This window comes from Halomonas sp. IOP_31, from assembly GCF_021151495.1.
In the GTDB taxonomy this organism is placed as follows: Bacteria; Pseudomonadota; Gammaproteobacteria; order Pseudomonadales; family Halomonadaceae; genus Modicisalibacter; species Modicisalibacter zincidurans.
Window position 1 is genome coordinate 36,362 of record NZ_JAIRBP010000019.1, and the last position, 24,760, is coordinate 61,121.

Below are 24,760 nucleotides of genomic sequence, written 5' to 3' on the forward strand. Positions count from 1 at the left end.
CCGGCTTCAGTGTCTTTGCAGGGCCGATTCCTGGCTGGCGGCCAGCAAGCCCTCGGCGATGCGCCGCTCGGTCGCTTCGTCGACCAACAGGCCCACCAGGTGCAGCGCAAAGCCCATTGCCGTTGCCGGGCCCTGGCTGGTCAACAGCCGACCGTCCTCGACCACCGGGTGCTGCGAGAGATGGCCTCCGGCATCGACCAGCGACCCTTGAAAGGCCGGGAAGCCGGTGACCATGTAGCCGCGCACCAGGTCGTGGGCAGCCAGCGCCACCCCGGGAGCGGCACAGATGGCGGCGATCCAGGCGTCGCGCCGGCGTTGGCGCTTAAGCAGCGCCGTCAGCGCCTCGCTGTCGCGCAGACGCTCGGCGCCGGGCATGCCGCCCGGCAACACGATGGCATCGAATTCGCTCTCGGGGTCGATCGCGGATAGACACTTGTCGGCGACCAATCGGGTGCCGCGCGCCAGCGTCACGCTGACATCGCTCATCACCGAGGCCACGCTGACCGTGATGTCGGCGCGCCGCAATACATCGATCAGGGTCACGGTCTCGATATCTTCGCTGCCATCGGCGACCGCGAGCAGTACCAGGGGCATCACGCTACCTCCTCGGCTTCAGGGTGGTTTGTCGGCCGGCGGCCTCCCCTTAGCATAGAAGCCCATCAGCGCCTATCAATGCGCATCGCTCCCGCAGCCATTTATGCCATCACCCCTTGTCGTCCCCTTCCCGGTCAGCGTCGCTATCGCCGGCACGATAGAAGCGCTGGATGCTCGAGAAGTCGAGCCGCCCGTTGCCCTGCGATGCGTGCAACGCATACAGGTTGCGGGCCTGGGCACCCATCGGAATCGCCGCGCGGGATTCCAGCGCCAGCGTCGTCGCCAGCCCCAGGTCCTTGCCCATCAGGTCGACCAGGAACCCGCCCTGATAGCCGTTGGAAGCCGGCGTCTGTTCCATCACCCCCGGCCAGGGATTGTAGACGTTGAGCGCCCAGTTGCCGCCCGAGCTCTGCTTCATGATCTCCGAGAGCACCGCTGGATCGAGGCCATTGCCGACCCCCAGCGCCAGCGCCTCGGCGGTGCCGCTCATCAGGATGCCCAGCAGCATGTTGTTGCACAGCTTGGCGACCTGTCCGGCGCCGCTGGCGCCGGCGTGGAAGATGTTCTTGCCCATCGCCTCGAGCAGTGGTCGGGCCTGGACGTAAGCCTCGGCGCTGCCGCCGACGATGAAGGTCAGGGTGCCGGCCCGGGCGCCGCCGACGCCCCCCGACACCGGCGCGTCGAGATAGCTCAGGCCGCGTGCCGCGGCGGCCTCGGCGACGGTTCGCGCATCGTCGGGCGCGATGGTCGAGGCATCGATCAGCAGCGGTTTGCCATCGAGCGCATCGAGCAGACCCGGCGCGTCGCCACCCAGGTAGAGGCTGCGCACATGGGCGCCGGCCGGCAGCATCGAGATCACCACCTCGACGCCGCGGGCGGCCTCGCTGGCCGAGGAGGCGCGACGCGCACCGGCCTGCTCCAAAGTCTGCATGGCGGATTCGACCAGGTCGTAGACCGTCACCTCGAAGCCGGCCTTGATCAGGTTCTCGGCCATCGGCGCGCCCATGTTGCCCAGCCCGATAAAGGCGACTTTCATGCTCGTCATAACTGTGCTCCTGTGTTTGTTGTTGTTAACGACGGCCGTGTTGATCCGGCCTCAAAGATCGCGCAGCGGATGCTCCGCGGGCGACCAGAGCGGCGCCAGAAAGTCGTCGACAGCCGACGACGGGACGCTGGCCACGTCGGGATACGACCAGCGCGGCGTCTTGTCCTTGTCGATCAGCAGCGCCCGCACGCCCTCGGCGAGATCGGCATGCCGCGTGCATTGCACCGACAGGTTGAGCTCGTCGCGGAAGGTATCGGCAAGGCTCGAGTGACGGTGGCGTTCGCGCATGCGCCAGATCAGATGGGCGGTGATCGGGCAGCCCTCCGCCAGACGCCGGCGATTGGCGGCCAGCCAGGGATCGTCGCGTCCGTCGTCGAGGATGCGCCGCACCGCGCCGGCGACGTGGGGCACCCCGACCAGGTTCTGGATGACATCGAACTGCCTTAGCAGTGGACTTTCGGGCGCCTGACTGCGCGCCTCGAAATCCGCCAGTATCTCGCCCACGGCGTTCGGGCGGGCAAGTTCGCCCTGCTGCAGGGCGGCGATCAGCGCTTCACGTCGCTCGCGGGGAATGAAGCGGTCGGCCAGCCCCGCCAGCAAGGCATCGCGGGCGTTCAACTGGGCGCCGGTCAGTCCCAGGTAGGCGCCCAGCCCACTGGGCATGCGGCTCAGAAACCAGCTGGCGCCGATATCGGGATACAGCCCGATGGTGATCTCGGGCATGGCGATGCGCGAGGTTTCGGTGACCACCCGCTCGCTGCCACCAGCCATCAGCCCCAGGCCACCGCCCAGGATGATGCCGTCGCCCCATACGATCAGCGGCTTGGGATAGCGGTGGATACGGTAGTCGAGGCGGTACTCGGCACTGAAGTAGCGCGTGGCGAAATCCGCATCGCGCGCACCGGCGGTATCGCGCATGGCGCGGTACAGCGCGACAACATCGCCGCCGGCGCAGAACGCCTTGTCGCCCGCGCCCTCGAGCCATACCGCGGCGACCGATGGGTCGTCGGCCCATTGTTCCAGACGCGCCAGCAACCCCTCGATCATCGCCAGCGACAAGGCGTTGAGCGAGCGCGGCGCATTGAGCGTGGCCACCCCGATGCGCCGCTCGTCGCGGGTCGGCCACGTGTCGAAAAGCACGGCATCCTCGGTCATGATCCGGCGTCTCCGGTTGGTTGTAATCTCGGCGAAGCGAGCGCGTCAGCGCTCATTGCAGCAGCTCGACGACGCCCGGCTCGAACAGCCGGCGCGCGGCGATCAGGCGCATGATCTCGTTGGTTCCCTCGAGGATCTGGTGAACGCGGGTGTCGCGCACCAGCCGCTCGAGCGGGTATTCCCGGATGTAGCCATAACCGCCGTGCAGCTGCAGGGCGTCGTTGCAGACCTGGAAACCGATGTCGGTAGCCAGGCGCTTGGCCATCGCGCAGTGGGCCGGCGCCTGGGGATCGCCGCGATCGAGTTGCCAGGCGGCATGGCGCACCATCAGCCGGGCGCTGAGCAGCTCGCTGGCCATGTCGGCGAACTTGAACTGCAGAGCCTGGAACGTCGCCAGTTCGCGGCCGAACTGCTTACGCTGCTGAAGATAGTCGCGGGACAGCGTCAGCGCCTGCTGGGCCGCGCCCAGCGAGCAGCTGGCGATATTCAGACGCCCGCCATCGAGCCCCTTCATCGCCAGCTTGAAGCCCTCGCCCTCCTCGCCCAGCCGGTTGCCGGCGGGCACCCGTACGTCGTCGAAACTGACCAGCCGGGTCGGCTGGCTCTTCCAGCCCATCTTCTCCTCGTTCTTGCCGTACTCGATCCCCGCGCTGTCGGCGGGCACCAGGAAGGTCGAGATGCCCGCCGCGCCGGAATCCGCCGCCCCGGTACGCGCCATCACTACCAGCACGTCGGTGGCGCCGGCGCCGGAGATGAACATCTTGCTGCCGGTCAGTCGGTATTCGTCGCCGTCGCGTACCGCCCGGGTCGTCAGGCTGGCGGCATCGGAGCCGGCGCCGGGTTCAGTCAGGCAGTAGGAGGCCAGCCGCTCGCCGCTGACCAGGCGCTCGATCCAGCTCTCGCGCAGCGCCTCGTTGCCCCAGCTGGCGATCATCCAGGTCGCCATGTTGTGAATCGTCAGGTAGGCGGTGGTCGACACGCACCCCTGGGCGAGCTGCTCGAAGATCAGCGCGGCGTCGAGGCGCGACAGCCCCAGCCCGCCACGCGCCTCGTCGATGTAGATGGCCAGAAAGCCGGCCTCGCCGGCGCGGCGGATGACCTCCACGGGAAAGTGCGCGGTGGCGTCCCACTCGGCGGCGTGCGCAGCGAGCTCGGCCTGGGCGAAGTCGGCAGCGGCCTGCTGCAGGGCACGTTGGTCGTCACTCAGGGCGAAGTCCATGAGCGGTATTCCTCGGCTTTTCGGTGGCTCGTGACTCTAACCTAGCAGCGCGCAGCGAGCGGACAAGACGGCCGTTAGTCTACTTTACGTAAACGTAAGCCTCCTCTAGCCTAGGGCGACGGGCACGATGACATCGGCGTCATCCCCACCGATTGCGAGGATCAGCCGCATGCTAGAGACGACCCCCGCCACCGTCGGCGCGCGCGACACCCATCGTCGCACCTATACCATCGGCGAGCTGGCACGGCGCTACGAGGTCACCCCGCGCACCATCCGCTTCTATGAGCAGGAAGGCCTGCTCGAGCCCGAGCGTCGCGGTCAGACGCGCATCTACCATGACAAGGACCGGGTGCGCCTCAAGTTGACCCTGCGCGGCAAGCGCCTGGGCTTTTCGCTGGCCGAGATCCGCGAGGTCATCCATCTTTACGATCATGCGCCCGACGGCGATGAGCGCCAGCTGCGACGCATGCTGGACATCCTCGACGAGAAGCGCGCCGCGCTCACCCGGCAACGGCAGGATATCCAGGCCCTGCAGCGCGAGCTCGACGACGTCGAGGCGCGCTGCCGCGACTCGCTGGCCGCGCTGTCGCGACAACGCGCGAGTTCCTGAACCCGTTTTCCAGACACGCCGCTTTCAAAGCCTTGCCCGAGCCGACAAAAACAAGCAGGAATCAGCGATGACAAGCCAAGCCACCCCCCGCACCGTCCCGAAAAATCGCCCCAGCTACGTCAGCGGCGTCGCTGAACGGCCGCTCAAGGGCGAAACCATCGGCGACTGTTTCGATGCCACCGTCGCTCGCTATCCGGACCGCGACGCGCTGATCAGCCGTCATCAGGGATTGCGCTATAGCTGGACCCGCCTTCAGGCCGAAGTCGATCGCGCCGCACGCGCCCTGCTCGCCGTGGGCGTGGCGAGCGGCGAGCGGGTCGGAATCTGGGCAACCAATCGCGCCGAATGGGCGATCACCCAGTTCGCCACCGCCAAGATCGGCGCCATCCTGGTCAACATCAATCCCAGCTATCGCAGCCACGAACTCGATTACGCGCTGCGCCAGTCAGGCACGTCGACGCTGATTCTGCAGGGCGCCTTCAAGACTTCGCGCTACGCCGACATGATCGCCGAGTTGGTGCCCGCGCTCAATGAAACGGCCGGTGCGACGCTCGCCGGTGCCACGCGCGCCGGCGAACGGCTGCCCGAGCTCAAGCGCGTGGTGTGTCTCGACGACGACTGGGCGCTGCCCGGCATGCTCACCTGGCGTGCGCTGCTCGAGCGCGCCGACGAGACGAGCGCCGAGCAGCTCGCCACCCTGCAGGCCAGCCTGCAGTTCGACGATCCGATCAATATCCAGTACACCTCGGGAACCACCGGCGCGCCCAAGGGCGCCACGCTGTCGCATCACAATATCCTCAACAACGGCTTCTTCGTCGCCGAACGCATCGCGCTCACCGCCGAAGACCGCATGGTGATTCCAGTCCCGCTGTATCATTGCTTCGGCATGGTGATGGGCAACCTGGGCTGCATGACCCACGGCGCGGCGATGATCTATCCCGGCGAGGGCTTCGATGCGCTGGCCACCCTCACGGCGGTGGCCGAGGAGCGCGCCACCGCCCTCTACGGGGTGCCGACGATGTTCATCGCCGAGCTCGAGCATCCCGAGTTCGCCCGCTTCGACCTGTCGTCGCTGCGCACCGGGATCATGGCCGGCTCGATCTGCCCCATCGAGGTAATGCGCCAGGTAATCGACAAGCTGCACATGCAGGAGGTCAGCATCTGCTACGGCATGACCGAAACCAGCCCGGTGAGCTTGCAGACCCAGACCGACGCCCCGCTCGACAAGCGCGTGACCACCGTGGGCACCATCCACCCCCATCAGGAGGTCAAGCTGGTGGACCCATCGACGGGGCGCATCGTGGCGCACGGCGAGCGCGGCGAACTGTGCACCCGCGGCTATAGCGTGATGCTCGGCTACTGGCAGAACCCCGAGGCCACCGACAAGGCGATCGACGATGCCGGCTGGATGCACACCGGCGACCTGGCGCAGATGGACGCCGAGGGTTATGTGGCGATCACCGGGCGCATCAAGGACATGATCATCCGCGGCGGCGAGAACATCTATCCGCGCGAGATCGAGGACTTCCTGTATACCCACCCGGCGATTTCGGATGTTCAGGTGATCGGCGTCCCCGACGGCAAGTACGGCGAAGAGGTGATGGCGTGGGTCAAGCTGGTCGACGGCCAGCAACTCGACGAGGAGGCACTCCGGGCGTTCTGCCAGGGGCGCATCGCGCACTACAAGGTGCCGCGCTACGTCAAGTTCGTCGACGACTTTCCGATGACCGTCACCGGCAAGATCCAGAAGTTCAAGATGCGCGAGACCGCCACCCAGGAGTTGGGGCTGGCCTGAGCTGTAAGCTTTAAGCGGTAAGCAAAACCCCGCGAGCGTCAGGCCCGTGGGGTTTTCTTATAGCTTCCGGCTTAAGGCTTACCGCTCGCCCCGAAGGGGCGGTCACATGCCCTTCGGCGCGAAGATTCCCGGCGCATTGCGCCAGTAGCCCTTGTAGTCCATGCCGAAGCCGAACACGTAGCGATCCTCGACTTCGAGACCGCAGTAATCGGCCTTGAGATCCGGTGCCGCCTTGCGCTCGTGGCGCTTGTCGACGAGTACCGCGGTCGAGATGCTGGCAGCGCCGGCTGCGCGGCAGTAGGCCAGAATCGCCGCCAGCGTAGCGCCCTCGTCGAGAATATCGTCGACGATCACCACGTGCCGGCCGGCCATCGGCACTTCCGGCGAGACCCGCCAGAACAGCTCGCCGCCGCGTATGCCGCCCCGATAGCGGGTCGCGTGCAGGTAATCGACTTCCAGCGGGAAGCCGAGCCGCGTCAGCAGGTGGCCGGTGGTGATCAGTCCGCCATTCATCACGCAGTAGAAGACCGGCAGCTTGTCGCCCAGCTTGTCGGTGATCGCCTCGGCCATGCGATCGAGGGCGCGCTCGACCTGGGACTGGGTGATCAGACAATCGGCATTGTCCATGAGCTCACGCATGAAGGTGAGAGAATCGTGATGCGTGCTTTCGTGTTCAGACATCGGAAATTGGTGTCACTGTCGCTTGCGGAAGGTCCACGTCCGCTTCCGATGGAAGCGGCGTGGCACGATGAATCCAAAGGTGAAGGCGGCCGTTCGCCGCTGTATCGCGACGCTTTGGCGTCTTCTCGTGGGCATTGAGTGTCACAGCACGCTCAATTCTGCGGTGCGGGATCCGCAGGCTCGTCGACCAGCGCCTCGAGCTGCGCGTGGGCCTTGCGCCAGCGGCTCAGCGCCGTCAGCGTGTCGAGTCCCGGCCGGGCGCGGCCGTAACGCAGCTTGGCCGGGCGCTTGGAAGCGCGCCCGGCACAGGCCTCGATGACCGCCCGGGCGGCGTCGCGGTCGTTGCATACCAGGACCATGTCACAGCCGGCATCGAGCGCCTGCAGGGCGCGCGCGGCAGGATCGCCCGCGGTATGCGCGGCCGCCATCGACAGATCGTCGGAGAAGATCGTGCCCTTGAAGCCCAGCTCCTCGCGCAGCAGCCCCAGCCAGCTCGGCGAGTAACCGGCCGGCCGCGCATCGAACGCCGGATAGACCACGTGTCCCGGCATGATGCCGTCGAGACGCCCGGCCAGCTCGGCGAAGGGAATCAGGTCATGGGCCCGCAGCGCCTGCAGCGGGCGCTCATCGACGACCTCGTGGGTATGCGAGTCGGCGGCGGTACCACCATGGCCCGGGAAGTGCTTGCCCACGGCGACCATGCCGGCCTCGTGGAGGCCGTCGATGAACGCCCTTCCCATCGTCGCCACGGCGTGCGGATCCGCCGAGAAGCTGCGGTCGCCGATCACGCTGGAAAGTCCGGCGTCGACGTCAAGCACCGGGGCGAAGCTCAGGTCGAGCCCGCAGGCCGCCATCTCCATGCCCAGCAGCCACCCGGCTTCCCGGCACAGATGCAGACAGCGCTGCGGGTCGCTCACGTAGCAGCGCCCCAGCCGGGCCATCGACGGCAACCGCGTCACGCCCTCGCGCAGCCGCTGAACCCGGCCACCCTCCTGGTCGATCCCCAGCAGCAGATCCGGGCGAATCTGGCGCAGGCTGGCGCACAGCTCGCCGACCTGGGCCGCATCGGCGATGTTGCGCGCGAACAGAATCACCCCGCCGACTTCGGGCCGCATCAGCAGTTCGCGCTCAGCGCGACTCACAGTAGTCCCTTCGAGATCCAGCATCACCGGGCCGAGCGGTTGGGTCATGGTCGGAGTCCTTGGCTTTGAGGGGGCCGATTCTAGACCAATGACGGCCCCGACAACAGGCGTTGGCGGTCAGTCATGCAACCACACCGGGGTACCCGGCACGGCCCGCTCGAACAGGCTGAGCAGCACCTCGTCGCGTAGCCGTATGCAACCGTGCGAGGCGGGTTGGCCCATCGGCTCCGAGGCAGGCGTGCCGTGCAGGTAAATATAGCGGCGCTGGGAATCGACGGCACCCCCGCGATTGAAACCCCGCTCCAGCCCGCACAGCCAGAGGATGCGCGTGAGGATCCAGTCGCGCTGTGGGTGGGCCGCCGCCAGCGCGGGGCCATACACCTCCCCGGTGGATCGACGGCCGCGAAATACCGTGCCCGGCGGCTCGCCCCCGCCGATCGCCGCGCGCACGTAATGCCAGCCCAGCGGTGTCTGGCCACTGCCAGTGTGTTGCCCGTTGCCCGCGGCACCCGACGAGATGGCATGACGCTGTAGCGCGTCACGGCCCTGCCACACGGTCAGCGACTGACGCGCCAGATCGATCTCGAGCCATAGCGCATCCGCCGGCGGCAGTTCATGGAGTCGCGGTGTGCGCATGCCTACCCCGCCAATGCCTGTGGGTCCTCGGGCAGCGGCGCGTTCATGCCGGCGACCACCACCGGCCGCAAGCGCCGGATCAGCTCACGAACGCTGACGTGCTCGCCATAATCCTGCTCGGCGATGTCGCGCAATGCATCGAGCCCGGACAACGTGAAGATCACCGTACCCAGCATGAAGTGCAGCCTCCAGAAGCGTTCGCTGTCGGGCAGTTGCGGCGTGGCCTTGCGCACCAGTTCGGCAAAGCGCGTGAAGACGCTGCCGTACTGCTGCTGGATATACCTGCGCAGGTGGCCCTGGGCCTGAGTGTAGGCCAGCCCCAGCAGGCGCATGAACACCTTGAGGCTGTTGCGCTCGGCCGGCACCTCGAGCACGGTGCGCGCCATGCTTTCCAACAGGACTTCCAGGGGGATGGGCTGGCCTGCATAGTCGGCCTCGAGTTCGTCGAGCCTGGCGTGGAAGCGCTCCGTGAACGGGTCCAGGTAGCGCGCGAAGACCGCCTGAATCAGCGCCTTCTTGGAGCCGAAATGATAGTTCACCGCCGCCAGGTTGACCTTGGCCTTGCTGGTGATGTTACGCAACGACGTCTCGGCAAAACCGCGCTCGGCAAACAGCACTTCGGCGGTATTGAGTATCCGCGTCACTGTGTCGGTCTGAGCCATGACATATCCCTGCTGAAAAACGATTGTTTTAAACGTGGCCAGGATTCTACCTCGTTAACGTTTCTTCAACAAACCGGTCCGTTTCAAACGTTGGGTTCAGCTGCACTATTCGAGCCGAGCGCCGACTTGCCGATTACTGGATGCAATTCCATGCTGTATACTTAACCACGAACCCGTTAAGCGACCAGCGGAGGCCGCATGACCCACACTCTTACCCCGCGCCAGCAGAACGTCTACGACTTCATTGTCAAGACCATGAACGAACTGGGCTATCCGCCGACCCGGGCCGAGATTGCCCGTGCACTGGGCTTCCGCTCGCCCAACGCCGCCGAGGAGCACTTGCGCGCGCTTAGCCGCAAGGGCGTGATCCGCATGATTCCCGGCACCTCGCGAGGCATCCGCCTGCCCAGCCAGGCCGCTCAGGCCTATCCCCAGAGTGAAGCGGGTCTCACCGACAGCGAGAGCGGCCTGCCGATCATCGGTGAGGTCGCTGCCGGTAGCCCGATGCTGGCCGCCGAGCATATCGATCGCTACTGCCCGTTATCGGCCGACTTCTTTTCGCCACGCGCCGATTACCTGCTGCGTGTGCGCGGGCTATCGATGCGCGACGTCGGCATCCTCGAGGGCGACCTGCTCGCCGTGCACCGCACCGACCGGGTCCGCGACGGGCAGATCGTGGTGGCTCGCCTGGAGGACGACGTGACCGTCAAGCGCTTCAAGCGTGACGGCCATCGCGTATGGCTGCTCGCCGAGAACCCCGAGTTCGAACCGATCCAGGTCGATCTGCGCCATGAGCATCTGGACATCGAGGGCGTCGGCGTCGGCGTGATCCGCGGTGGCAACGGCCAGGCGCTGGGTTAGCATGCGGTGGCGCTCGGCGGCACCGCCCAGTGGGTGATTCATGCGCAAGATCCTGCATGCCGACTGCGACTGTTTCTATGCCGCGGTGGAGATGCGCGACAACCCGGCCCTGCGCGACGTGCCGCTGGCTATCGGCGGCAGCGCCGCGCAGCGCGGCGTGATCGCCACCTGCAATTATCCGGCGCGGCGCTACGGGGTGCATTCCGCCATGCCCACCGGCCAGGCCCTGCGCCTGTGCCCCGAACTGACCTTGCTGCCGCCGGACTTCCCCCGCTATCGGGCGGTTTCCGAGCGCATCCAGGCGATCTTTCACGAACTGACCCCGCTGGTCGAGCCGCTCTCGCTCGACGAAGCGTTTCTCGACGTCAGCGAAGTGCGCCGCTTCCGTGGCAGCGCAACCTGGATGGCCGGCTGGATCAAGCGCGAGGCGATGCGGCGTACCGGCATCGGCGTTTCGGTGGGCGTGGCGCCGAGCAAGTTTCTCGCCAAGATCGCCAGCGACTGGGAAAAGCCCGACGGGCTGACGGTCATCGCACCCGATCAGGTCGACGCCTTCATCAGCACGTTGGCCGTCGACAAGCTGCATGGGGTGGGTCCGGCGACCGCCGCCAAGCTGGCTGCGCTGCATATCGTCACCTGCGCCGATCTGCAGGATTGGTCACTGGAAGCGCTGAGCGAACGTTTCGGCAAGTTCGGCCGACGGCTTCATGAACTCGCCCGCGGCATCGACGACCGCCCGGTGCGAACCGAGCGCGAACGCAAGTCGGTGAGCGCCGAGAACACCTTTCATCGCGACCTGCCCGATCTCGCCACCTGCCGCGAACAGCTGCCGGCGCTGATCGAGCGCCTTCACGAACGCCTGGCGCGGCACGGCAACCCGGCGACCAAGGGCGTGTTCGTCAAGGTGCGCTTCAACGATTTCACGTTGACCACGCTCGAGGGAGGCGGCCGGCGGCCCGAACTCGCTCATTGCCTTGCCCTGCTCGACGAGGCCTGGGCGCGCGGTAGCCGACCGGTGCGCCTGCTCGGGGTCGGCGTGCGCCTTGCGCCGTCCGGCGACGCGCGTCAGTTGTCGCTGTTCGCTGATTGAGCGCCGCCCCTCTCAGGCAAAGACCACGGTCTTGCTGCCGTGAATCAACACACGATCCTGCAGATGCCAGCGCAGCCCCCGGGCGAGTACCGCACGCTCGATATCGCGACCGAAGCGCACCAGGTCCTCGGTGGTGTGGCAATGCGTGATGCGGTGCACGTCCTGCTCGATGATCGGCCCGGCATCCAGCTCTTCGGTCACGTAATGACAGGTCGCCCCGATCAGCTTGACGCCCCGGTCATAGGCCTGGTGATAGGGCTTGGCGCCGGCGAATGACGGCAGGAAGCTGTGATGGATATTGATCACCCGACCGGCATAGCGCCGGCACAACCCCGGCGGCAGAATCTGCATGTAGCGCGCCAGCACCACGCCATCGGCCTGGACTTCTCCGATCAGCCGCTCGGTTTCGTCGAAGGCGGCCGCCTTGGTGTCGGGCGCGACCGGCACATGGTGGAAGGGAATGCCGTGCCACTCGACCAGCGAACGCAGCGCGTCATGATTGGAAATCACGCAGGGGATCTCGCAATCCAGTTCGCCGATATTCCAGCGATGCAGCAGATCCACCAGGCAATGCGAGGCCCTGGAAACCATCAACACGATTCGCTTGCGCTGCGCGCTGTCATGGAGCGACCAGTCCATGCCGAACGTCTCGGCGATCGGCTGAAACGTGTCGCGGAACTGCTCGATCGGCGGTGCATCCACATCGAAGCGAATTTCATAGCGCATGAAGAAGCGCCCGGTAACCAGGTCCGAATGCTGGTTGGCTTCGGTGATCGAGCCACGCTGATCGGCAATGAAATTGGACACCCGGGCGACGATGCCGACCCGGTCGGGACAGGACACGATAAGACGGTAAGAATGCGACATGAAAGGCTGGGAACTCTCGGTAAACCGTGAACGGTCGCACATTGTAACCAATTGCCCCGACTTGGCTAATGTTCGTTGTGAGCCAGGCGACGCATCTCGTATAGTGGGGGCTTGCTCACAAGCTCGTGTCACTGATGTTGCAATCCCGCGTCCAGATCGGCCCCCGAAAACGTCCGCCTCTCCACTTCCTGCCACTGGGAGGCTGCGGCGAGATCGGCATGAACCTCAGCCTCTATGGCTACGGCGATGAATGGATCGCCATCGATTGCGGAATGATGCTGCGTCAGGATCTGCCCGATTCGCCGCTCCAGGTGCCTGACGTGGGCTGTCTGACGCCGCTGGGCATTCAGCCGCGCGCGCTGATCCTCACCCACGGTCACGAGGATCATATCGGTGCCGCCGCCTGGCTCTGGCCCCATTGGGGCTGCCCCATCTACGCCACGCCGCTGGCCGCCGGCCTGCTGCGGGCCAAGTTTCTGGAGCGCGGCCTGGCCGTCGATGCGATCCGCATCGTCGCGCCCGGCGACGCGCTGGAGAGCGGGCCGTTCGCGCTGCGCTACCTGCCGTTGACCCACTCGATTCCCGAAAGCTGCGCATTGCTGCTCACCACGCCCCACCACCGGGTGCTGCACACCGGCGACTGGAAACTCGACCCCGAGCCGCTGATCGGCAGCCCGGTCGACCAGCGGCTCTATGCCTCGCTGGCCCCGGTCGACCTGCTGGTCGGCGATTCCACCAACGCCACCCTGCCCGGCTGGTCGCGTAGCGAAGGCGACGTCGCGCGGGCCCTGGAACGCGCCATCGGCGCCTGCACGGGCCGTGTGATCGTTTCCTGCTTCGCCAGCAACCTGGCGCGTGTGCTGGCCGTGGGGCGTGCCGCCGCGCGTTGCGGACGCCGTATCAGCCTGATGGGGCGCTCGATGGAACGCATGGTGCGTACGGCACGCGACCTGGGCTACCTGGAGGACTTACCGCAACTGGTGCCGGTGCGCGACCTGGGTTACCTGCCTGCCGAAGAGGTGCTGATCATCGCCACCGGCAGCCAGGGTGAGCCGCGGGCCGCGCTGTCACGCCTCGCCCAGGGCCGGCATCCCGACCTGGAATTGCAGGCCGGCGACACGGTCATTTTCTCGGCCAAGGCGATACCCGGTAACGAGCGATTGATCGAGCGCCTTCAATTGGCGCTCAAACGCCTGGACGTCGGGGTACTCGAGGAAACCCGGCACCCCGAGTTGCATGCCTCGGGTCACCCGGCTCAGGACGAACTGCGGACCTTCTATGGCTGGACCAAACCGCGGCGGTTGCTTCCGGTGCATGGTGAACGCCGCCATCAGGAGGCCCACCAGCACCTGGCCGAGTCGTGCGGCATCGACGCGCCACTCGCGCCCGATAATGGCGATCTGATCCGTGTCGAGCGCACGACGCTGAGCGTCGAACGACACATTGAACAGACCCCGCATATCGTTCACCAGGATCAAGTGCACGCTCTGAAAGGATTCGAGGATTCTGCGGTGCAATCAAGACAACCCCGCGAGGGTCGCTTCTATCTGGTCTTGCCGGTGTTGGCGATGAGTGATGGCTGGCATCGTGTGGGACGCTTGCTGATCGATTATTCCGGTGCTTCCTCGCTCGACGAAACGGCCTTCGCCGACTGGCTGGACGACACACTCAAACAACTCGACGCCGAAACTCTAGTGCAGTTACGCAACCAGCTTCAGCCACGCCTGGTACAATGGATGAACGATCACCTGCGCCGTCCGCCGGTCGTGCACCTGCAGATCAGCGCCGCCGAAACGGCTTCTTGACGGCCTTTACTTGCCTGTCGATTAAGCAACAATCGCCAGCAAATAGAGCCGGAAAAAAAGCGGACGCAATGCATCCGCTTTCTGGAACGAGGCCACCCGAGCGATCTTCTGAAGAGGATCGAAGCCATTCAGGCCTTTTCGAGCGTGTCCTTCTTGGGCGGGCGACCGCGACGCTTGGGTTGTTCGCCAACCAGGTCGTCGAGAGAAAGCCCGGCGTCATTGATCGCTTCACGAATCTCCTCGAGCTTGCGCGCCTTGACCGTTTCCTCTTCCTGCCGGCGACGTTCTTCATCCTGCTTTTGCTCGATCACCTCGTTAATCACTTCAGCGAGCTTATGGAGCTGCTCCATGCTCAATTGTCGAGCGGCTGCCCGCGCCACATTCTTGTTGCGAGCGATTTTTTCCAGGGACTCGGTAGACATCGGCCTCCTCCATTCAAAGCGTCAATTACTGCAAACGGTGTGTGAATGTAAAAAGTATATGCCCTGAAGGCCGATTGGCAAGCAAAGTTACGCAATAATGGCCGCCCGATATTCACCAGGAGTCTCGTAAAAAAGGCCGGGGGGAAGCGCTGAAAGAGAGAAAGCCAGGCTGTACTCAACCACCCGTCATGTTCATGAAACGCACCACCTGAACGTCACCGTCGGTCGAGAAATGATGGCGCTCGGGCTTGAGCGGCATGGCACCGACGATGCGCTCCTTGAGGGCACCGATGTCGCCCGGATAGCGCCGCAGAACCTCGCGCAGGTCCACCGAATGCTCATTGCCCAGGCACAACAGCAAACGCCCTTCCACGGTAACCCGGACGCGGTTGCAGCTGGCGCAGAAGTTATGGCTGTGCGGAGAAATGAAGCCGATGCGAGACGCACTGTCCGGCATGCGGTAATAGCGTGAGGGACCCAGTGTCGTCTCGGTGGTCGGCAGCAAGGTATGCCGCGCCTCGATCAAGCGCTGTACCTCGTCGCTGGAACAGTAGGTTTCAGCGCGAGAATGATCCGAGACATCGCCCAGCGGCATTTCCTCGATGAAACTGATGTCGATGCCCTCGTCGCGGGCGAAATCGACCAGTTCGGTAACCTCGTCGTCATTGCGTCCCCGCAGAATCACCGCGTTTAGCTTGATTCCCTCGAAGCCGGCATCCTGGGCGGCATGAATGCCATCGATGACCCGGTGCAGGTCGCCGGTGCGCGTCAAGCGCTTGAAGCGCACCGGGTCCAGTGAATCGAGACTGATGTTGAGGCGCTTAAGCCCGCCCTGGCGAAGCGCCTTGGCATGCTTGCCCAGACCCGCGCCGTTGGTGGTCATGGCGAAATCCTTGAGGCCATCGAGAGCGCCGATATCGCTCACCAGATCCTCGATGCCCCGCCTGACCAGGGGCTCGCCGCCGGTCAGACGAATCTTCTCGACACCCAATTCGATGAAAGCCCGGGCAACTTGCGCCAACTCTTCAAGGGTCAAGACCTGTGCGCGAGGCAGAAAGGTCATCTCCTCGCTCATGCAATAGACACAGCGAAAATCGCAGCGATCCGTCACCGATATCCGCACATAGCGAACGCTACGCTGATAGTTGTCGATCAACTGGGTCATCATCACCTCCAGCGCTCGGCTGCCTGCCTGTCCGTGTCCCGCTCGGCGACCCAGTAATCGCCGTGGGCGGTGTGTTCCTTTTTCCAGAAAGGGGCGCGGGTCTTAAGATAATCCATTATGAATAGACAGGCATCGAATGCCGCCTGTCGATGGGCGCTGGCAACCGCAACCAGCACGATCGGGTCGCCCGGTTCCAATCGGCCGACACGGTGTATGAGCCGTACGCCATTGAGCGACCAGCGGCGTCCGGCCTCGGCGACGATCTCGCCCAAAGCCGACTCGGTCATGCCCGGATAGTGTTCCAACGACAATGCCGTGACGTCGGGCCGCTCGTTGAAATCGCGCACCAGTCCCGTAAAGCAGACCACCGCACCGATATCGTTTCGCTGAGCAACGAGAGTCGCCTGCTCGGCGCCAACATCGAAGCACTCATGCTGCACACGGATCATCTCAGCCTCCGGTGACCGGTGGGAAGAAAGCGACCTCGTCGCCATCGGTCAGATGGTTGTCCTCGCCACTCATGACCTGGTTGATCGCGCACAGCACCCGGCTTTCCGAGAGCATCGAGAATCGCTCGTCGCGTGCCACCAGGGCCGACTTGAGGCCCGCGATATCCGGGGTCGGCAGTGTCTCGAAGGGGATCTCCAGATCGCTGACCCCCAGGCGTTCGCGTAATTCGGCGAGACATTTGACATGGATGCAGGGCGCTTCGGCACGCGGTGCGATACCGACACAGCCCTCCTGGCATTCGCCGGTCACTATCGGTTGGACCGCACCCGGTTGGACCGCACCCGGTTGGACCGCAGCCATTTCGCCTGACGCCGCCCCGGCGTCGTAGCGATAGTCGCCGGAGCGCCCGCCGCTCTTGGCCTGCAGGCGTATTTCGCCGATTTCCAGCGTCTTGTCGACCGCCTTGCACATGTCATAGAGAGTCAGGCACGCCACCGAGACCGCGGTCAATGCCTCCATTTCAACCCCGGTCTGGCCGGAAAGCCGGCACAGCGCGGTGACGTTGACGCAACGTCCAGCCTCGTCGAGTTCGAAATCGACCGTCACCTTCGACAGTGCCAGCAGATGGCATAACGGAATCAGCTCGTGGGTACGCTTGGCGGCCTGAATGCCGGCGATACGCGCCGTCGCCAACACATCGCCCTTGGGCAGGCCACCCTCGGCGAGCAGCGCTAGCGTCGCGGGTTGCATCCGAATGCGACCACTCGCCAGTGCCTCGCGGCGAGTCGTCTGCTTGTCGCCGACGTCGACCATGTGGGCCTCGCCGCGTGCATTGATGTGGGTCAGGCTCATGTCAGCTCACCAAAGGGTTGCAGTAATACGGTTTCGCCCTCGCCGATGTCGCCACGGGACGCCTCGATCTCGATCAGGCAATTGGCCGCTGCCATCGAGGATAGAATCCCCGAGCCCTGATGCCCCGTCGTACGCACATGCAGTTGTCCGGTCGCGTCGATTCTATAGATGCCACGATGGAAGTCGACGCGACCGCTGCGACTGCGCATCGCTTCATCGGCGATTGCGCTCCAGCGCGTCGGCTGCCAGGCGTATTCCCCCTGGAGCCTGCGCAGCAATGGCTGGACGAACTGCAGGAAGGTCACCATGACCGCCACCGGATTACCCGGCAGGCCGAAGAACGGCACTTCGTTCTCGCCCAGCACCCCGAAGGCCAACGGCCGCCCGGGACGCATGGCGATTCGCCAGAATCCCAGACGGCCAATGCTCGACAGCGCCGGTTTGATCCAATCGGCCTGGCCACTCGAGACGCCACCGCTGGTGATGACCATGTCGGCCCGCGTGGCGGCACCTGTCAGCGCGTCGCGAATCGCCTCGGGCCGGTCGGCGAGAATGCCCAGATCGTCGACTTCGCAGCCCAGCGCCTCGAGCAACCCACGCAATGAATAACGATTGGCATCGTAAACGCCCGCCGCACCGAGCGCTTCACCCGGCGAGGTGACTTCGTCGCCGGTGGAAAAGATCGCCACCCGCGGCCGACGCACCACCTCGATGCTGTCGACACCCAGCGAGGCGAGCAGGCCCAGGTGCTGGGGCCGCAGCCGCGTGCCTGCAGCCACGGCGCAACTGCCACGGGCGATGTCTTCGCCGGCGTGGCGCACGTTCTGACCACGGCTGACCCGCTGCGGCTGATGGATCGTCGCCAGCCGCGACCGGGCATCGACGTCGAGCTGCTCCTTCATGATCACGGTATCCGCCCCGCCAGGCAGCGGCGCGCCGGTGGTGATGGTGACGGCCTCGCCGGGCTTGAGCGAGTGCTCGAAGCGATGCCCGGCCAGTACCTCGCCGACCAGGCTCAGCTGCGTCGGCGCGGGCCAGGCCAGCGCGATGCCATCCATCGCCGCGTTGGTGTTCGGCGGGACATCGATCGGCGAGATGCACTCCTCGGCCAATACCCGCCGTGCCGCGGCCGCCAATGGCAGGCGTTCGGCAGACAAGCGGTTCACGCCCCGTTCATCCAGCGCCGCCAGCGCCTCGTCGACGGAGAGCATCTGCTCGCCGAGTGCAAAGCAGGACAGCGTCATGGCGAGTCATCCGCGCGACGCGGGTCGCGACGGGCCGACCAGGTGGCTGGCCAAGCACTCACGAAGGCCGTCAATGTCGTCAGATCGTTGAGATCCAGCGCCGCTACCCCAGCGGGCAGCTTCAGCAGATCATCGCTGGCCACGGCCTGGACCCAGGGATCGTCGCCGGCCAGCAATGGCTTGCCGAGCGACGGCCGGTGCAGTTCGAGCTTGGGCAGTGGCCAATTCTTGAAACCTTCGATCAGGATCAGATCCGGGCGCATCAGTTGGACATGCGCTAGCAGTGCCGCCAGGTCCGGTCCATCGTCTTCGGGCGATGCTTGCACTTCCTCGCCGGGCGTCTCATTACATGGCGTCTCATTACATGGCGTCTCATTACATGGCGTCTCATTACATGGCGTCTCATTACATGGCGTCTCATTACATGGCGTCTCCATCATCAGCGCGAAGCGCTCGCGCGAGGCGACCAGCATCGGCGTGGCCCCGGCCTGGCGCAGGCGATAACTGTCCTTGCCGGGCCTGTCGATGTCGAAGCGATGATGGGCATGCTTGATCACCGCCACCCTGAGGCCCGCTTGGCGCAGCCGAGGCAGCAAGGCTTCCAGCAGGGTGGTCTTGCCCACCCCGCTCCAGGCGGCGATTCCCAGCAAGGGCACGGGCTGTCTGTCCAGATCGAGTTTCATCGGACTCCGCTAATAAGAGCTTTCCGTCGCCATCGCCATGGCGCGCATCCCCGTAGCCAGGTACCCGGCTTACGAGGCCGTCAGGCTGACGACATCGTGCGGTGAATTGATATTGGCGAATGCCTCGGGGCAGTCGCTGAAATCGACGCTCACCCAGGCATGCCGGGCATACCAGCGCTCGACCTTGCGCTCACCGGCCGCCAGGGCCCGTTCGAGATCCGCCGCCAAGCCGCGACGCAGCAGCGCGACCACCGGCTGGCTGCGCTCGCCATCGTGGGCCACGGCGATATCGTGGGCACCGAGCGACGCGTACAAGCGTTCGACGAGATCCAGCGGCAGACAGGGTGTGTCGCAGGGCACTACCAGCACCAGAGGCGTCTCGGCCGCACACAGCCCGCTCCAGATTCCCATCAACGGGCCCTGATACCCCCCCGAGCGATCGCCGATGACCGGCCAGCCCAGCGCCTCGTAGGCCGTCCGGGAGCGGTTGGCGTTGATCAGCACATGATCCACTTGCCGCGCCAGCCGCGACAGCACCCACTCGATCAGCGAGCGCTGCCGATAGCTCGCCCAGCCCTTGTCGATGCCGCCCATCCGGCGCCCCCGCCCTCCGGCGAGCACTAGTGCGGTGATCGCTTCGTCCATTCTGCATGCCTCGCGATGCCGCCGGGCGATCCGCGGCGGCGGCCGGCTTCCATGATTCAGCCTAGCACCGACCGGCCATGGCGGGCCATCATTCGCCCCGCCAGGCCAGGCACCGGCGATGCTTATCCTCAAACGTCTAACACGCTATCATCGCGGCCAGCTTGTTCAACAAGGATTCTCGATGAGCGGTTTCGACGTCGGCACACGCCTCAAGCAACTCCGTCAGCACAATGGGCTCTCGCAACGTGAGCTGGCCAAGCGCGCGGGGGTGACCAACAGCACCATTTCGCTCGTCGAGCAGAACCATGTCAGTCCATCGGTAAGCTCATTGAAAAAGATCCTCGATGCCATCCCGATCTCGATCAGCGAATTCTTCGCCGGCGAGGAGCTGGCCCAGGAGCAGATCTTCTATCGCGCCGAGGAGCTCACCGAGATCGGCGACGGCACCCTTTCCTGGCGTCTGGTCGGTGCCCGGCGTCCCAATCGGCGCATGTCGATCATTCACGAACATTACCCGCCGGGCTCGGACACCGGCGCCGACATGCTCGAACACGAAGGCGAGGAAGGCGGTATCATCGTCGCCGGAACCATCGAGCTGTGGGTCAACGGCGACGTCCGTCGACTCAACGCCGGCGACGGCTATTATTTCGATTCGCGGCTGCCGCATCGCTTTCGCAACGTCGGCGACAGCGACTGCGTGATCGTCAGCGCCAACAACCCGCCGAGCTTCGCCGACGGCGGCGACAGCCACCATGGCTGAGCGCTAGCAGCTCATCGAGCTGGTGCGTACCGGCTTTGAAGCAATCATCTTTGAAGCAATCATGCCTCAGCGGGTACCGAATATCTTGTCGCCGGCGTCGCCCAGACCGGGAACGATGTAGCCATTCTCGTCGAGACGTTCGTCGATCGACGCGGTGTAGATGTCAATCTCCGGGTAGGCCTCCTGGACCCGCTTCAGGCCCTCGGGGGCGGCCACCAGCACGATCACCTTGACCAGCGGGCAGCCGCGCTCCTTGAGCATGTCCAGGGTGGCGACCATCGAGCCGCCGGTGGCCAGCATCGGGTCGATGACGATCGCCAGACGCTCGTCGAGATCGTTGGTGAACTTCTCGAAGTACGGTACCGGCTCGAGTGTCTCTTCGTTGCGATACAGCCCCACCACGCTGATCCGCGCGCTGGGAATCAGGTCGGTGACGCCATCGAGCATGCCCAGGCCGGCGCGCAGGATCGGCACGATGGTGACCTTCTTGCCCTTGAGCTGCTCGACTTCGATCGGCTCGCCATTCCAGCCGTCGATGGTCTGCGCCTCGAGCTCGAGATCCTGGGTGGCTTCGTAGGTCAGCAACTTGGCGACCTCGCCGGCCAGTTCACGAAAGCTCTTGGTGCTGATGTCGGCGGTGCGCATCAGGCCCAGCTTGTGCTTGACCAGCGGATGTTGGATGGCATGAACGCTCATGGCGAGAACCCTTGCTTGGCAGTGAGAAAGCTGGGCGCATTCTAGCGCGCCGGGCCGCGCGGGTTAAGCGGCGGCCGCGGCAATCGCACCGCACACGCGCCCGGCGTTAGCCCGTCGCGCTGGCCGGCAACTGCCAGTCGATGGGCCGACCGCCACGCGCGGCGAGAAACGCATTGGCCTGCGAAAAATGCCGCTGGCCGAAGAACCCGCGATGGGCCGACAACGGCGATGGATGCGGCGCATGCAGGACGCAATGCTTGTCGCGATCGACGAACGACGCCTTCTTCTGGGCATAGCTGCCCCACAGCAGGAAGACCACGCCGCTGCACTGCTCGTTGACCACCTGGATGGCGCGATCGGTGAATGTCTCCCAGCCCTGATTGCGATGCGAACCGGCATTGCCGCGCTCGACGGTCAATACGCTGTTGAGCAGCAGCACGCCCTGGCGCGCCCAGCTTTCCAGGAAGCCGTGATTCACCGGAGTGAACGCGACGTCCTGAGCGAGCTCCTTGTAGATGTTCTGCAACGAAGGCGGCGTGGCCACGCCGGGGCGCACCGAGAAGCACAGCCCATGCGCCTGGCCGGGGCCATGGTACGGGTCCTGACCGAGTATCACGACCCGCACCCGATCGAGCGGAGTCAGCTCGAAGGCGCGGAACCAGTTCGACGAGTGCGGATAGATCACCTTGTGCGCCGCCTTCTCGCGGGCCAGGAAGTCGCGCAGGGTGTGCATGTAGGGTGCTTCGAACTCGCCGCCAAGGTAGTGCGCCCAGCTCTCGGGTAGCGGTACCTGTGACATATGTCGCCTCGAGCGGTTGCGTGATACCTGATGACGTGATGACAGAGCGAACTCAGTCGCTCTCGAGTCAGTCGCTCTCGAGTCAGTCGCTCTCGAGTCAGTCGCTCTCGAGTCAGTCGCTCTCGAGAAAGGAGCACACCGCGAACACGCCGTGGCCGGCGTCGCGGATCTTCTGCGACCCGCCCAGTTCGGGCAGGTCGATGATGGTCGCGGTCTCGACGACATGGCCGCCGCTACGCTGGATCAGCTTGGCGGCGGCGAGCATGGTCCCGCCGGTGGCGATCAGATCGTCCATCACCAGAATCCGATCGCCCTCGCGGAAGGCGTCGGAGTGCAGCTCGACGGTGGATTCGCCGTACTCCAGGGTATAGGTCTCGCTGATGGTCTTGAACGGCAGCTTGCCCTTCTTGCGCACCGGCACGAAGCTGCAACCGAGCTCATAGGCCACCGGCGCGCCGATGATGAAGCCGCGCGCGTCGATGGCAGCGATCGCGTCCAGGTCCATCTCCTGATAGCGATGCACGAAGCTGTCGATCAGCTTGCGGAAGGCCCCGCTGTTCTGCAGTACCGGCGTGATGTCGCGAAAGTTGACCCCGGCTTGAGGCCAGTCCGGCACGCTGCGAATCACCGACTTGATGTAATCGCCGTAGACACTACTCATCAATGGCCTCCGTCGAGGAACAGGAACTTGAGAATGAACAGCACCGACAGCAGCACGACCGCCGGATTGAGATCGCTGCGGCGCCCCGACAGCAGCTTGATCAGGGTGAAGCTGATGAACCCCAGGGCGATGCCGTTGGCGATGGAATAGGTCAGCGGCATGGCCAACGCGGCGATCAGCACGGGCGCCGCCTCGGTGACATCGTCCCAATTGGCATGCGCCAGGCTGCCGGCCATCAAAACCGCCACGTAGAGCAGCGCGCCGGCGGTGGCGAAGGCCGGCACCGAACCGGCCAGCGGCGAGAAGAACAGGCTGAACAGGAACAGCATAGCCACGACCACCGCCGTCAGCCCGGTGCGCCCGCCCGCGGCGATGCCCGAGGCGCTCTCGATGTAGCTGGTGGTGGTCGAGGTGCCGAGCAGCGCGCCGCTCATCGACGCGCTGCTGTCGGCCAGCAAAGCGTTCTTGAGGCGCGGCAGCTTGCCCTGCTCGTCGAGCAAGCCGCCGCGATGGGCGACGCCGATCAGCGTGCCGGACGTGTCGAACAGATCGACGAACAAGAAGGCGAAGATCACGCTGAGCATGCTCACGTCGAGCGCCCCGACGATATCCAGCTCCAAGAAGGTCGGCGCCAGCGACGGCGGTGCCGACATCACTCCGTTGAACTGATTGTGGCCCAGCAGGATCGACACCACGGTGACCCCGAGAATGCCGATCATCACCGCGCCGGTGACCCGCAGGTGGGACAGCGCAGCGATCACGAAGAAGCCGATCAGGGTGTACAGCGCGGGCGGCTGGGAGAGATCGCCGAGCGACACCAGGGTTGCCGGATTGTCGACCACGATGCCGGCATTCTGCAGCGCGATGATTGCCAGAAACAGCCCGATGCCCGCCGCGATGCCCAATCTCAAGGCCATCGGAATCGAGTTGATCACCCACTCGCGAATGCGAAAGATGCTCAGCAGGAAGAACGTCACCCCCGACAGGAACACCGCGCCCAGCGCCACTTCCCAGCTCTTGCCCATGCCCATCACCACGCTGTAGGTGAAAAACGCGTTGAGCCCCATGCCCGGCGCCAGGGCGATGGGATAATTGGCCCACAGGCCCATGATCAAGGTGCCGATCGCCGCCGCCAGACAGGTGGCGACGAACACCGCGCCGTAGTCCATGCCCGATTCGGCCAGCACGCTGGGGTTGACGAAGATGATATAGGCCATCGTCAGGAAGGTGGTGATCCCGGCGATGACCTCGGTGCGAATGGTGGTCTTGTGCTCGTCCAGCTTGAAATAGTCGTTCAATTGCCGTTTCAGCATACCATAGCCCTCAGCCTTAGCCCTGCGCGCATTGTTATGGGGTGATCGAAAAGCCGCTAATGGTACCCAAAGCACCCGATCGACGCGAGCCGATCGAATGCCTGCCCAGTGCCTCGCTCAGCAAGATGCACGTGTCGCCAGGACACGCTCGACGGTCTCGACGATCGCCTGGGTCTGGGGGTCGACCTCGATATTGACGCGGTCGCCCGGGACGCGATCGCCCAGCGTGGTACGCGCCAGCGTTTCCGGAATCAGGTTGACGCAAAAGCGCCGTTCGCGCACCTCGCCGATGGTCAGGCTGATGCCTTCGACGCCGATATAGCCCTTCTCGAACAGAAAGCGCGCATAGCTGGCCGGCAGTTCGAACCACAGCCGGCGATTGTTGGGCGCCTCGTCGATCTCGACAAGTTCGGCCATGCAGATGATATGGCCCGACATGGCGTGGCCGCCGATCTCGTCGCCGAACCGCGCCGCGCGCTCGACGTTGACCCGATCGCCAACCGATAGCTGGCCGAGGTTGGTTAGGCGTAGCGTCTCGCGCATCAGATCGAAACTGACCCGCTCGCCGTCGATCCCGGTCACGGTCAGGCAGCAGCCGTTATGAGCCACCGAGGCGCCGATCTCCAACCCTTCGCGCAGCGCGCCCGGCATGGCCAGCACATGGCTGCGAAAATCCTGCTGCTCCTCGATGGCCACCAGTTCGGCAGCCGCCTGTACGATTCCGGTAAACATGCTGTCCTCTCGATAGTCGCCGGGTGGCGAGGCGCTTAGTCTAGAAAAGCCGAGTCTAGCAGCCTGTCGGACTTTCCACTCCAGCATGAGATAATGCCGGCATCAAACTGACCACGGACCCGCCATGAGCCACTTTCGTTCTGTCGATCGTCATACGGCCTATCTGCTTCCTCCGT

General features: G+C 64.9%; 27 protein-coding genes. 6 read left to right on the forward strand and 21 right to left on the reverse strand.

All coding sequences use genetic code 11. The annotated features are described in order from the left end of the window. Nucleotides 1-6: 6 nt before the first annotated feature. The 4 genes from K7I12_RS11045 to K7I12_RS11060 all read right to left on the reverse strand — a co-directional run bounded on the left by K7I12_RS11045 (nucleotide 7) and on the right by K7I12_RS11060 (nucleotide 4,013). Nucleotides 7-594 (reverse strand): DJ-1 family glyoxalase III, encoded by a 588-nt coding sequence (locus K7I12_RS11045; protein ID WP_031383787.1) that lies wholly within the window; start codon nucleotides 592-594, stop codon nucleotides 7-9. Nucleotides 595-703: 109 nt separating this feature from the next. Continuing rightward, nucleotides 704-1,684: a 3-hydroxyisobutyrate dehydrogenase gene (mmsB, locus tag K7I12_RS11050; protein WP_328286639.1), complete on the reverse strand. Its 981-nt coding sequence runs from the start codon at nucleotides 1,682-1,684 to the stop codon at nucleotides 704-706. Between the two features lie 6 nt (nucleotides 1,685-1,690). Next, a complete protein-coding gene (locus K7I12_RS11055; RefSeq protein WP_031383789.1) occupies nucleotides 1,691-2,794 on the reverse strand; it encodes an enoyl-CoA hydratase/isomerase family protein in 1,104 nt (367 codons plus the stop codon). Nucleotides 2,795-2,846: 52 nt separating this feature from the next. Further along, nucleotides 2,847-4,013, reverse strand: a complete 1,167-nt coding sequence (locus tag K7I12_RS11060) for an acyl-CoA dehydrogenase family protein (protein WP_031383790.1) — start codon at nucleotides 4,011-4,013, stop codon at nucleotides 2,847-2,849. A 169-nt stretch (nucleotides 4,014-4,182) separates the two neighbouring features. On the opposite strand from K7I12_RS11060, the gene K7I12_RS11065 reads away from it, so the two are divergent. Both K7I12_RS11065 and K7I12_RS11070 read left to right on the forward strand, forming a co-directional pair. After that, complete coding sequence (locus K7I12_RS11065) at nucleotides 4,183-4,623, forward strand: MerR family transcriptional regulator (protein ID WP_051907448.1); 441 nt, start codon at nucleotides 4,183-4,185, stop codon at nucleotides 4,621-4,623. A gap of 67 nt (nucleotides 4,624-4,690) precedes the next feature. Next, complete coding sequence (locus K7I12_RS11070) at nucleotides 4,691-6,418, forward strand: AMP-binding protein (RefSeq protein ID WP_031383792.1); 1,728 nt, start codon at nucleotides 4,691-4,693, stop codon at nucleotides 6,416-6,418. Between the two features lie 102 nt (nucleotides 6,419-6,520). Here K7I12_RS11070 and K7I12_RS11075 read toward each other — a convergent pair whose 3' ends face one another. From K7I12_RS11075 to K7I12_RS11090, 4 genes are all read right to left on the reverse strand, one after another. Further along, on the reverse strand, nucleotides 6,521-7,099 hold the full coding sequence (locus K7I12_RS11075; RefSeq protein WP_031383793.1) for a hypoxanthine-guanine phosphoribosyltransferase: 579 nt from the start codon (nucleotides 7,097-7,099) through the stop codon (nucleotides 6,521-6,523). A gap of 152 nt (nucleotides 7,100-7,251) precedes the next feature. Continuing rightward, nucleotides 7,252-8,289, reverse strand: a complete 1,038-nt coding sequence (gene nagZ / locus K7I12_RS11080; RefSeq protein ID WP_231664139.1) for a beta-N-acetylhexosaminidase — start codon at nucleotides 8,287-8,289, stop codon at nucleotides 7,252-7,254. A 69-nt stretch (nucleotides 8,290-8,358) separates the two neighbouring features. Beyond that, the gene (locus K7I12_RS11085; protein ID WP_231664140.1) at nucleotides 8,359-8,877 is read right to left on the reverse strand and encodes a L,D-transpeptidase; all 519 of its coding nucleotides are present in this window, start codon (nucleotides 8,875-8,877) and stop codon (nucleotides 8,359-8,361) included. Between the two features lie 2 nt (nucleotides 8,878-8,879). After that, the gene (locus tag K7I12_RS11090; RefSeq protein ID WP_231664141.1) at nucleotides 8,880-9,539 is read right to left on the reverse strand and encodes a TetR/AcrR family transcriptional regulator; all 660 of its coding nucleotides are present in this window, start codon (nucleotides 9,537-9,539) and stop codon (nucleotides 8,880-8,882) included. A gap of 198 nt (nucleotides 9,540-9,737) precedes the next feature. Here K7I12_RS11090 and lexA point away from each other — a divergent pair, with 198 nt between their 5' ends. Continuing rightward, on the forward strand, nucleotides 9,738-10,400 hold the full coding sequence (lexA, locus tag K7I12_RS11095) for a transcriptional repressor LexA (protein WP_231664142.1): 663 nt from the start codon (nucleotides 9,738-9,740) through the stop codon (nucleotides 10,398-10,400). 40 nt (nucleotides 10,401-10,440) lie between these two features. After that, entirely contained in the window at nucleotides 10,441-11,490 is a 1,050-nt protein-coding gene (dinB, locus tag K7I12_RS11100; protein ID WP_231664143.1) for a DNA polymerase IV, read from the forward strand. Between the two features lie 12 nt (nucleotides 11,491-11,502). Here dinB and purU read toward each other — a convergent pair whose 3' ends face one another. Beyond that, the gene (purU, locus tag K7I12_RS11105; RefSeq protein ID WP_031383799.1) at nucleotides 11,503-12,357 is read right to left on the reverse strand and encodes a formyltetrahydrofolate deformylase; all 855 of its coding nucleotides are present in this window, start codon (nucleotides 12,355-12,357) and stop codon (nucleotides 11,503-11,505) included. A gap of 218 nt (nucleotides 12,358-12,575) precedes the next feature. Between purU and K7I12_RS11110 the strand changes: the two genes are divergently transcribed. Beyond that, on the forward strand, nucleotides 12,576-14,162 hold the full coding sequence (locus K7I12_RS11110; protein ID WP_231664144.1) for a ribonuclease J: 1,587 nt from the start codon (nucleotides 12,576-12,578) through the stop codon (nucleotides 14,160-14,162). A 128-nt stretch (nucleotides 14,163-14,290) separates the two neighbouring features. Here the strand turns inward: K7I12_RS11110 and K7I12_RS11115 are convergent, their stop codons facing one another. The 7 genes from K7I12_RS11115 to mobA form a co-directional block, all read right to left on the reverse strand. Beyond that, nucleotides 14,291-14,584 carry an H-NS family histone-like protein gene (locus K7I12_RS11115; protein ID WP_031383801.1) on the reverse strand — a complete coding sequence of 98 codons (294 nt, stop codon included), beginning with the start codon at nucleotides 14,582-14,584 and terminating at the stop codon, nucleotides 14,291-14,293. Nucleotides 14,585-14,759: 175 nt separating this feature from the next. Further along, complete coding sequence (moaA, locus tag K7I12_RS11120; protein WP_031383802.1) at nucleotides 14,760-15,752, reverse strand: GTP 3',8-cyclase MoaA; 993 nt, start codon at nucleotides 15,750-15,752, stop codon at nucleotides 14,760-14,762. After that, entirely contained in the window at nucleotides 15,752-16,198 is a 447-nt protein-coding gene (moaE, locus tag K7I12_RS11125; RefSeq protein WP_031383803.1) for a molybdopterin synthase catalytic subunit MoaE, read from the reverse strand. Before moaE ends, moaA begins: the two co-directional genes overlap by 1 nt. Before the next feature lies 1 nt (nucleotide 16,199). Then, nucleotides 16,200-17,051 (reverse strand): cyclic pyranopterin monophosphate synthase MoaC, encoded by an 852-nt coding sequence (gene moaC, locus K7I12_RS11130; protein ID WP_231664145.1) that lies wholly within the window; start codon nucleotides 17,049-17,051, stop codon nucleotides 16,200-16,202. Then, nucleotides 17,048-18,295 (reverse strand): molybdopterin molybdotransferase MoeA, encoded by a 1,248-nt coding sequence (moeA, locus tag K7I12_RS11135; RefSeq protein ID WP_231664147.1) that lies wholly within the window; start codon nucleotides 18,293-18,295, stop codon nucleotides 17,048-17,050. Before moeA ends, moaC begins: the two co-directional genes overlap by 4 nt. Then, a complete protein-coding gene (mobB, locus tag K7I12_RS11140) occupies nucleotides 18,292-18,978 on the reverse strand; it encodes a molybdopterin-guanine dinucleotide biosynthesis protein B (protein ID WP_231664149.1) in 687 nt (228 codons plus the stop codon). Before mobB ends, moeA begins: the two co-directional genes overlap by 4 nt. A 69-nt stretch (nucleotides 18,979-19,047) precedes the next feature. Beyond that, entirely contained in the window at nucleotides 19,048-19,623 is a 576-nt protein-coding gene (gene mobA / locus K7I12_RS11145) for a molybdenum cofactor guanylyltransferase MobA (protein ID WP_031383807.1), read from the reverse strand. A gap of 181 nt (nucleotides 19,624-19,804) precedes the next feature. Here mobA and K7I12_RS11150 point away from each other — a divergent pair, with 181 nt between their 5' ends. Then, a complete protein-coding gene (locus K7I12_RS11150) occupies nucleotides 19,805-20,383 on the forward strand; it encodes a cupin domain-containing protein (protein WP_031383808.1) in 579 nt (192 codons plus the stop codon). A gap of 66 nt (nucleotides 20,384-20,449) precedes the next feature. On the opposite strand, the gene upp is transcribed toward K7I12_RS11150, so the two are convergent. The 5 genes from upp to K7I12_RS11175 form a co-directional block, all read right to left on the reverse strand. Beyond that, complete coding sequence (gene upp / locus K7I12_RS11155; RefSeq protein WP_031383809.1) at nucleotides 20,450-21,079, reverse strand: uracil phosphoribosyltransferase; 630 nt, start codon at nucleotides 21,077-21,079, stop codon at nucleotides 20,450-20,452. Nucleotides 21,080-21,185: 106 nt separating this feature from the next. After that, complete coding sequence (ung, locus tag K7I12_RS11160) at nucleotides 21,186-21,878, reverse strand: uracil-DNA glycosylase (RefSeq protein ID WP_031383810.1); 693 nt, start codon at nucleotides 21,876-21,878, stop codon at nucleotides 21,186-21,188. A 112-nt stretch (nucleotides 21,879-21,990) separates the two neighbouring features. After that, entirely contained in the window at nucleotides 21,991-22,539 is a 549-nt protein-coding gene (locus K7I12_RS11165; RefSeq protein WP_031383811.1) for an adenine phosphoribosyltransferase, read from the reverse strand. Next, nucleotides 22,539-23,852 carry an NCS2 family permease gene (locus K7I12_RS11170; RefSeq protein ID WP_031383812.1) on the reverse strand — a complete coding sequence of 438 codons (1,314 nt, stop codon included), beginning with the start codon at nucleotides 23,850-23,852 and terminating at the stop codon, nucleotides 22,539-22,541. Before K7I12_RS11170 ends, K7I12_RS11165 begins: the two co-directional genes overlap by 1 nt. A gap of 117 nt (nucleotides 23,853-23,969) precedes the next feature. Next, entirely contained in the window at nucleotides 23,970-24,584 is a 615-nt protein-coding gene (locus K7I12_RS11175; RefSeq protein ID WP_231664150.1) for a riboflavin synthase subunit alpha, read from the reverse strand. Nucleotides 24,585-24,760 lie beyond the last annotated feature (176 nt).